A 6,548-nucleotide genomic window follows, 5' to 3' on the forward strand; every position below is an offset into this window, starting at 1 on the left:
GTGGCCGACGTCGCCTGGCCGCCTGTTTCCAGAATACCGATTCCAAGGCTGTTGGCAAAAGGGATTGGGAAGGTTTGCGTAGAAGAGTTGACAGATCTCAACAGCTAAGATTGGGCGGAGGTGCTCGCCCTTGGGGAGTTGCCGGAAAAAGCTTGACCCGCCTGGGATCGAGGGTGCAAGCCCAGTGCTAGCCTAGTAAAGCTGTGCTTTTGTACAAGCTATGCCTGTTCCTAAGAAGAAAACCTCTAAAGCTCGCAGTCGCAGGCGGTATGCTGTTTGGCTAGCCAAAGCCAAGATCCACGCCCAGCGAGCGATGACCATTGGGCGCGCCATTCTCAGCGGTCGCAACACCAGTTTCTACTACCCCAAAGCCAAGTCTGAAGAGGAGGAGGGAGAAGAATAGAGGCTGGCAGGGGGGATCCCCATAGCTCAAAGAGTGGTTTACATTAAGGTCAAGCTCTCCTAGGAGCCATTCTGTTGCCCCTAGTCTTGCCCAGCAACTTGCATGCGCTCGTTGAGCTCTCTGACCTACTACCAGCGGCTGGGCCTGTCCCCAGGAGCCTCTCCTGAAGCAATTCGGCGGGCCTACCGGCAGTTGAGCAAGCGCTACCACCCTGACACCTCTCCTCTGGCGCCGGAGGTGGCGCTTCGCTGCTTCCAAGAGTTGCAGGAAGCCTACCTTGTTCTCAGCAACCCTGCCAAGCGGGCTATCTACGATGCAAGCCTCCAGGCAATGAGGGCCAAGGCGGGATCGCTCGAGCAAAGAGGCTCGCGGGAGGCAGAGGCCCTTGAGCTGCCCATGGAAACCCGACCGCTTTCTGCTGGTGAGCTCTGTGCCCTGCTGCTGATGGCTGCTACTTTTGTGCTCTGCCTAGTGTTGGCAGGCGTTTTGGCTTGGCTGCGGGAGGGGAGAGTGGGCTAACTGGGCTGCCCAGCCGCGGGAGGCCAGGGAATGCTGGGCATCTAAAGTGCTTGAATAGAGTAGCGGGGGTAGCTTTTGCCATCTCGCCATGCCTTTGCCGCCTGAAACCACACCTCTGTACAATCACTCGCTCCCCTCGATCGAACAGTGGCTGGAGGAGCAGGGTTGTACCCGCGATCCCGAGGATGTGGAGCAGTGGTTTTGCGAACGACCTGGCTGGAAAGCTTGCCTGCGCTTGGAAGAAACTAGCATTTGGGTGCGCTACACCTACCCCAACGGCAACACCAAGACTTTGTCTTTCCCCTACTCCCTCAGCCGCAAGGATGTAGAACGGGCCATTTTCGAGGAGTAAGTGGCCATGCGCATTCTGCAACTGCCTGCCCTGCGCGACAATTACATCTACCTCCTCTACGATCCCGAAACGGCAACGGCGGCGGTGGTGGATCCGGCAGTGGCCGAGCCGGTGCTGGATAAACTGGCTGAGCTGGGGGCGGAGTTGGTAGCTATCTTCAACACCCACCACCACCACGACCATGTGGGGGGGAACCGACAGCTCTTGGAGCGCTATCCTCGTGCGGCTGTCTACGGCAGCCAGGCGGATCGGGGACGGATCCCTGGCCAGACGGTGGAGCTTAGGGCAGGAGAGACAGTGGAGTTTGCGGGCCGGCAGGCGACGGTGCTGTTTGTGCCCGGTCACACCCGGGGACATGTTGCCTACTACTTCCCTGAGAGCGGGGATCTCTTCTGTGGCGATACCCTGTTTGCGGGGGGATGCGGGCGACTCTTTGAGGGCACTCCAGAGCAGATGGTGGGATCCCTGGATCAGCTGCGGCAGCTGCCGGAAGCCACGCGGGTGTGGTGTGCCCACGAATACACCTTGAACAATCTCAGATTTGCCCTGACGGTGGACGGGGACAACCCTGACCTGCAGGCGCGCTATCAGCAGGTGGCGGCCCTGCGCCAAGCGGGATCCCCAACTGTGCCCAGCACCATCGGCGAAGAGCGCCGCACCAACCCCTTCCTGCGCTGGGATCAGCCGGCTTTGCAAGCGGCCACCGGAGTTCTAGATCCGGTGCAGGTTTTTGCTCGGCTGCGAGGCATGAAGGATCAGTTCTAGGGCGTGCCGAACGCGAACGGGGCCAAGCTGTGCTCGGGATCCTTTCTGACTGGCCAGCGCCACCCACCTTTCTGCAAGAGGAATGCCCCTCAATGGAGAGGGGAGACGTCACGCCCTAGGCTGGGAGTGTCTATGACCTTCCCCATTTCGCCTTTGATCCGCTTCTCGGTGCAAGCCCTGTACTGGGCACTAGTCTTGCCCCTACCTCTTCTGCTGGCCCGCCAAGGCACGCCTCTAGCGCAGGGAGCTCTGCTGGCAGCCCTGCTGCTGGGCTGGGGGCTACTCCTGGGATCCCTGAGCCAACAGATCCAGGTGGACGCGGTGGGCATGCGGGCCACCTACCCCGCCTGGGTGCCGCCCTTTGTGCGGCAGGAGTGGCAGATCCGCTGGGCAGAGGTCGAGCACCTTGAACCCCGCTCCACTAGCCAAGGAGGTCTGGTGTACTACCTGGTCAGCCGCAGTGGGGATCGCGTCCTTTTGCCCATGCGGGTGAGCCGCTTCCGGGAACTGGTAGCGCTGGTGCAGCGCCATACGGGACTGGAAATCGACGGGCTGCGCCCCTATGTCCAGCCTTGGATGTACGCCCTGCTGGGCGGCTTTGCCCTGCTGCTACTGCTTTGGGATGGGATCATCGCCTTCTGGATTTGGACGGCACCTAGCTAGCTCCAGCGGGGCAAGTAGCAGGAAAAATCCTGTTTTTTAACAAACCGAAAGGGGCCCGAAAGGGATCCCCAGACCACTTGATCCGTTTCGGGGTCACGGCCCTGATCCAGGCTGTGGAAGTAGTCGGCTCCAATCTCGAACTCGCTGTACAGGTAGGTGGTTCTGCCTTTGCGCTCGACAATACAGCCTTTGCCGGGCACGCTGCGGCCCCGGTAGCAGGATCCCGTCCATTCCACCTGAATCACACAGCCGGGCAAGAGTTCCAGCTCTGCCGCCGTCAGGTTGGCCAGTTTTCCCGGATCTCGGCCAGCACATTTGTAGAGCTCAGGGGATCCCAAGGCGTAGTTTTGGATGCGGATCCCCTCCGGCGTCTCGAAAAGGTGGATGACCCGCTGCCGGTAGGGCTGGTCGGGGTAGATGTCATACAGTTGCTCCACGTAAAACCCTATCCCCTGAAACACCGACCACGGCAGAGGGCACTGGTAGACGTGAATGTTGGCAAACCAGACCGGCTCGGCCATGGCCTGCTGCTGATTGTTGAAGTGGCCGGCCATCCACGTAGCCAGTTGGGCCAGTTGCGGCGAAACCGACATAGCGCAAGCCAAAGTCCTAGTCGTGCAAGGGCAAACTCATTATCCAAGACCCTAGCCCCGGCTGCCAAAGCAAGCCTTTGGGGCTTCAAGCTAGAGTGGAAGAACCCAACTTTTGGGATCTGTTGCCCACTGGCCTATGTCCGCCCCACCGCTTCCCTTGCTTGGGCAATCCCTAGCTGCCTTGAAAGACTGGGCAGTTGCCCAGGGGCAGCCGGCCTACCGCGGGCAACAACTGCACACTTGGCTCTACCAAAAAGGGATCCGCTCCCTGCAGGAGGTGACGGTTTTTCCCAAGGCCTGGCGCGAGGCGCTGGGGGATTACCCAGTGGGGCGCTCCCAGGTGGTGCAGCGGACGGAGACCCGCGACGGCACAGTTAAGTTGCTGCTGCAGCTAGCGGATGGGGAGTTGATCGAGACGGTGGGGATCCCGACCGCCAAACGGCTGACCGTCTGCGTCTCCTCCCAGGTGGGCTGCCCCATGGCCTGCGACTTCTGCGCCACTGGCAAGATGGGCTACCGGCGCAACCTCAAGCTGCACGAAATCCTGGATCAGGTGCTAACGGTGCAGGAAGACTTTGGCCGCCGCGTCAGCCACGTGGTTTTCATGGGCATGGGGGAGCCCCTGCTCAACCGCGACACCGTGGTGCAGGCCATCCGCAGCCTCAATCAGGATATTGGCATCGGCCAGCGGCACATCACCCTCTCGACAGTGGGCGTGCCCCGGCAGATCCCCTGGCTGGCCCAGCAAAAGCTGCAGATTACCTTGGCCGTCAGCCTGCATGCCCCCAACCAGGAGCTGCGGCAACAGCTGATCCCTTCCGCAGCCCACTATCCCCTGGAGGCTTTGATCCAGGACTGCCGCGACTACATGCTGAGCACGGGACGGCGGGTTAGCTTTGAGTATACGCTTATAGCCGGGGTCAACGACCTGCCCATCCATGCCCGTCAATTGGCCCACCTGCTGCGCCAGGCCAGCCAGTCGGGGGCACGCCTACACGTCAACCTGATCCCGTACAACCCCATCGCCGAGGCCAACTATCAGCGCCCTCACCCAGCGCGGGTGGCGGAGTTCGTCCGCCTGCTAGAGGAACACCACGTCCAGGCCAGCGTGCGCCAGACCCGTGGCCTAGATGGCAACGCTGCTTGCGGTCAGCTGCGGGGATCCTTCTTGCGCGCTTCCAGCTTGCCTTCCCCTGAGCCGGCCCTTGGCCGTTCCTAGGCGGCGCCCGCAGGTTCAAGGCTTTTTGCAGTTGCTGCTGGCAGGGCAGAAGGTAGCCAGACGCGGAAATGGGTCCATCCCTCTGCGCTGCTGACGGAGATTTGCCCCCCCATGCGCTCTACCAGTTGCTTGACCAAAGCCAACCCCAACCCGGTGCCGCCGTGCTCCCAGCGATCCGCCTTCGGGATCCGGTAGAACTTCTCAAAGATGCGGGGCAGCTCCGCCTCTGGGATCTCGCTGCTGTTGCTACAGACAAAGAGGACCCCTTCTCCTTCTGGAGTTACCTGCAGACGGATGGATCCCTCAGGGGCGGTGTACTTGACAGCGTTGTGCAGCAGCTCGCGCAGGATGCGGCCCAGAGCCTTGGGATCTGCCTTAAGGGGGGGGATCCCCTCTTCTAGGCGCAGTTGCAAGTTCTGCTTTTTGCCCTGGGCTAGAGGCTGGGCTGCCGCCACCAGATCCCGCAAATAGTGCGGCAGGAAGATCTCTTCCGGCTGGAGCAGATACTTCTCGGCTGAAAGCCGCTGTATGTCCAGCAGGTCGTTGATGAGATCAATTTGTCGGTTGCATTCTTTGAGAGCGATAGCGAAATAGTGCTGCTGTTTCTTAGGGTTATCGCAGGCTATTTGCAGCATCTGCAGGGCCATGCGCACATTGGCCATGGGGGTGCGTAGCTCGTGGGAGACGGTACTCAAGAAATCATCCTTGAGCAGGTTGAGCCGCTCCAATTCCTTCACTTGGGCCCGGGTCTCCTCGTACAGACGGGCCTGGCGCAGGGCCAGGGCGCACAGGTTGACCACCTGATAGGCCAGTTGTCTCTCGGCTTCGAAAAACTCCTGCTGCCGCTCCAACAGCAAGAGCCCCAGCCGCTCTTGGTGGTTTCGAAGGGAGCAAGCCAAGAGGTGTACCCAGCGCCCGCCTCTTTGAGAACACCAGTGGACTTCCCAGGGCAAGGCATGGGAGTGCAGCAGGTGCCCAAGCTCAGGATCGTTAAGGGAGGCGGGATCCGCCTTCTCTGGAAAAGAGCAAGCCCGGATTCAAGAGGATCCATCGGCGCTGGTCAAGAGAATATGACAGCCAGTCAGGTTGAGAGCCTCGGCTAGGCTCTTGACCACCTCTTCCAAGATCTCTCCCTCTTTGAGGCTGGCCACCATCTGGCCGCTGAGGGAGCGCAGCACTGCCTCAAAGCGCAAAGCCTGCTCCAACTGGGCGGTGCGCAGCGCCACCTGGGCTTCTAGCTCGCGGTTAAGGGCTTCTAGCTGCTGTTGGGCCCGCTTTTTTGCTCGGTGATCTCCCGCCCCACCGACAGGATCTCCACCAGTTGGCCTTGGCTGTCGAAAATGCCCCGATCTACCCAGCTTACCCAGCGGGATTGTCCGTCTTCGCCGGGGTACTCCCGCTCGCTGCGGTGGAAGGGGTGCTCAGGCGTGAGGACGGCCAGCGCCTGCAGTACCGCCTCCCGTTCTTCTGGCGGCAGAGAATCCCTCCAGCGCCTGCCTATCGTTTCTTCTGCGGAGCGGCCAAAGAAGCGCAGGTAGGCCGGGTTGGCATAGGTTATGGAAGTATCGGGCCGAAAGCGGCAGATCAGCTCCGTCTGCTGCTCCACCACAGCGCAGTACTGCTGCTGCTGTTGCCAGAGGCGATCCAACAAAGCCTGTTGGTTAGCGGCCGCCTGCTGCCAAGCTTTGGCCAGGGTCTGCACCTCTTGGATGGGGCCGGGATCCATAGAGGCCAAGGCTGGGATCCCACTGTGCACAAATTGCTCGGCTATTTGGGTAAGGCGGCGCAGCGGGCGAGAGAGGGCTTTGTCCAGGAGGATCCCAACTCCCAGAAAGCCCAGTAGCAGCCCCCCTCCCCACAGAGCCGCCTGCTGCGTGCTGCTATAGACGGGGGCCAACAGGGTGCTCTCCGGGATCCCGTGTAGGAAATAGAAATTTAGCCCCCCTTCCTCCTGAATGGCCTTTACCTAAACCCCCGTCCACCTCAAGACGCAGCAGCCCTTGTGAGGCCGCCATCTCCCAGGATCCCACCTGC

10 protein-coding genes are annotated in these 6,548 nt (G+C 61.0%); 6 read left to right on the forward strand and 4 right to left on the reverse strand.

Annotated features, from left to right (window positions below; all coding sequences use genetic code 11):
- Nucleotides 1-220: 220 nt before the first annotated feature.
- From NW860_RS00055 to NW860_RS00075, 5 genes are all read left to right on the forward strand, one after another.
- The gene (locus NW860_RS00055; protein WP_414394282.1) at nt 221-403 is read left to right on the forward strand and encodes a 50S ribosomal protein L32; all 183 of its coding nucleotides are present in this window, start codon (nt 221-223) and stop codon (nt 401-403) included.
- A gap of 102 nt (nt 404-505) precedes the next feature.
- Complete coding sequence (locus NW860_RS00060) at nt 506-922, forward strand: J domain-containing protein (protein WP_414394284.1); 417 nt, start codon at nt 506-508, stop codon at nt 920-922.
- Between the two features lie 88 nt (nt 923-1,010).
- The gene (locus tag NW860_RS00065) at nt 1,011-1,274 is read left to right on the forward strand and encodes a DUF3143 domain-containing protein (protein WP_414410334.1); all 264 of its coding nucleotides are present in this window, start codon (nt 1,011-1,013) and stop codon (nt 1,272-1,274) included.
- A 6-nt stretch (nt 1,275-1,280) separates the two neighbouring features.
- Complete coding sequence (gloB, locus tag NW860_RS00070) at nt 1,281-2,039, forward strand: hydroxyacylglutathione hydrolase (protein WP_414394287.1); 759 nt, start codon at nt 1,281-1,283, stop codon at nt 2,037-2,039.
- A gap of 132 nt (nt 2,040-2,171) precedes the next feature.
- Nucleotides 2,172-2,702, forward strand: a complete 531-nt coding sequence (locus tag NW860_RS00075) for a hypothetical protein (RefSeq protein ID WP_414394289.1) — start codon at nt 2,172-2,174, stop codon at nt 2,700-2,702.
- Here NW860_RS00075 and NW860_RS00080 read toward each other — a convergent pair.
- Nucleotides 2,699-3,295, reverse strand: coding sequence for a chromophore lyase CpcT/CpeT (locus NW860_RS00080; protein WP_414394291.1), 597 nt, complete (start codon nt 3,293-3,295; stop codon nt 2,699-2,701). The genes NW860_RS00075 and NW860_RS00080 overlap by 4 nt on opposite strands.
- Before the next feature lie 136 nt (nt 3,296-3,431).
- On the opposite strand from NW860_RS00080, the gene rlmN reads away from it, so the two are divergent.
- Nucleotides 3,432-4,514 carry a 23S rRNA (adenine(2503)-C(2))-methyltransferase RlmN gene (gene rlmN, locus NW860_RS00085; RefSeq protein ID WP_414404804.1) on the forward strand — a complete coding sequence of 361 codons (1,083 nt, stop codon included), beginning with the start codon at nt 3,432-3,434 and terminating at the stop codon, nt 4,512-4,514.
- Here rlmN and NW860_RS00090 read toward each other — a convergent pair.
- The 3 genes from NW860_RS00090 to NW860_RS00100 form a co-directional block, all read right to left on the reverse strand.
- The gene (locus tag NW860_RS00090) at nt 4,511-5,413 is read right to left on the reverse strand and encodes a sensor histidine kinase (RefSeq protein ID WP_414511859.1); all 903 of its coding nucleotides are present in this window, start codon (nt 5,411-5,413) and stop codon (nt 4,511-4,513) included. The genes rlmN and NW860_RS00090 overlap by 4 nt on opposite strands.
- Nucleotides 5,414-5,551: 138 nt before the next feature.
- Nucleotides 5,552-5,740, reverse strand: coding sequence for a hypothetical protein (locus NW860_RS00095; protein ID WP_414511860.1), 189 nt, complete (start codon nt 5,738-5,740; stop codon nt 5,552-5,554).
- 29 nt (nt 5,741-5,769) lie between these two features.
- A complete protein-coding gene (locus NW860_RS00100; protein WP_414511861.1) occupies nt 5,770-6,411 on the reverse strand; it encodes a PAS domain-containing protein in 642 nt (213 codons plus the stop codon).
- Between the last annotated feature and the right edge of the window lie 137 nt (nt 6,412-6,548).

The organism is Synechococcus sp. F70.1 (assembly GCF_047502745.1).
Lineage (GTDB): Bacteria > Cyanobacteriota > Cyanobacteriia > Thermostichales > Thermostichaceae > Thermostichus.

Coding starts and splice junctions, on each gene's coding strand:
- NW860_RS00065 (WP_414410334.1), top strand. CDS start 1,011: ATGCCTTTGCCGCCTGAAACCACACCTCTGTACAATCACTCGCTCCCC.
- NW860_RS00080 (WP_414394291.1), bottom strand. CDS start 3,295: ATGTCGGTTTCGCCGCAACTGGCCCAACTGGCTACGTGGATGGCCGGC.
- NW860_RS00055 (WP_414394282.1), top strand. CDS start 221: ATGCCTGTTCCTAAGAAGAAAACCTCTAAAGCTCGCAGTCGCAGGCGG.
- NW860_RS00075 (WP_414394289.1), top strand. CDS start 2,172: ATGACCTTCCCCATTTCGCCTTTGATCCGCTTCTCGGTGCAAGCCCTG.
- NW860_RS00060 (WP_414394284.1), top strand. CDS start 506: ATGCGCTCGTTGAGCTCTCTGACCTACTACCAGCGGCTGGGCCTGTCC.
- gloB (WP_414394287.1), top strand. CDS start 1,281: ATGCGCATTCTGCAACTGCCTGCCCTGCGCGACAATTACATCTACCTC.
- rlmN (WP_414404804.1), top strand. CDS start 3,432: ATGTCCGCCCCACCGCTTCCCTTGCTTGGGCAATCCCTAGCTGCCTTG.